This window comes from Candidatus Nitrosotalea sp. FS (genome assembly GCF_011319475.1).
Classification (GTDB): domain Archaea; phylum Thermoproteota; class Nitrososphaeria; order Nitrososphaerales; family Nitrosopumilaceae; genus Nitrosotalea.
In genome coordinates this window covers 1,719-2,643 of record NZ_RCMC01000130.1, presented here as the reverse complement: position 1 = coordinate 2,643, position 925 = coordinate 1,719, and the positions used below count along the sequence as shown (strand labels likewise).

The following is a 925-nucleotide window of genomic DNA, read 5'->3' as shown; positions in this document are numbered from 1 at the left end:
ACTTGTATGCAAACATCAGGCCTGCCAAGTCTTATCCAAACATGCCCGCACTAAAAGAAAATATCGACATGGTCATAGTCAGAGAAAATACCGAGGATCTNAAGAGTGCATCAGAAAGAATTGCAAGACATGCATTTGATACCGCAGAGCAGCGAAATGACAAAAGAAAGGTCACCTGTGTCCACAAGTCAAACGTAATGCGAAAANACGTTCAATCTCAAAGAGCGCATCTGAGAGAATTGCAAGACATGCATTTGATACAGCAGAGCAACGAAACGGAAAAAGAAAAGTCACCTGTGTACACAAGTCAAACGTGATGAGAAAGACAGATGGCTTGTTTGCAAGAATATGTGAACAGGTGTCAAAGGATTACCCGAAGGTTACCTTTGAGCACATGTACGTTGATGCATGTGCCATGAATCTAATAAGACAACCAGAGGCTTTTGATGTGATTGTTACCACCAATTTGTTTGGAGATATANCATGTGCCATGAATCTGATAAGACAGCCAGAGGCTTTTGACGTGATTGTTACAACCAATTTGTTTGGAGATATACTATCAGATGAGGCATCCCAAGTGGTAGGAGGACTTGGAATGGCACCTGCTGCAAATATCGGAGACAGGTTTGCATTGTTCGAGCCTGTGCATGGTGCAGCATTTGATATTGCAGGAAAAAACATTGCAAATCCATCCTCGTTTATCTTGTCAGCAAAGATGATGTTCGAATGGTTGGGTACAAAAAATAACGACAAGTCATGCCATGACGCTGCAAGAAAAATCGAGGATGCAGTTTATGGAATTGTCAAGGAAGGAATAAAAACAAAAGACATTGGTGGTGACAAGAGTACTAGAGAGTTTACTCAAAACGTCATCTCGCGAATTATTTAAGATCAGACACTGGTGGTTCTCTTGACCAGAAAAACA

1 protein-coding gene and 3 pseudogenes are annotated in these 925 nt (G+C 41.2%); all 4 read left to right on the top strand.

The features are described from left to right. A pseudogene (locus tag DYY66_RS16070) lies at nt 1-100 on the top strand (isocitrate/isopropylmalate family dehydrogenase); the annotation flags it as partial. A gap of 19 nt (nt 101-119) precedes the next feature. Then, nucleotides 120-206, top strand: a pseudogene (locus tag DYY66_RS14135) (hypothetical protein); the annotation flags it as partial. Nucleotide 207: 1 nt separating this feature from the next. Continuing rightward, a pseudogene (locus DYY66_RS14130) lies at nt 208-481 on the top strand (isocitrate/isopropylmalate family dehydrogenase); the annotation flags it as partial. A gap of 1 nt (nt 482) precedes the next feature. After that, the coding region (locus DYY66_RS14125) for an isocitrate/isopropylmalate family dehydrogenase (protein ID WP_309223967.1) at nt 483-889 on the top strand (407 nt) is incomplete at its 5' end. Between the last annotated feature and the right edge of the window lie 36 nt (nt 890-925).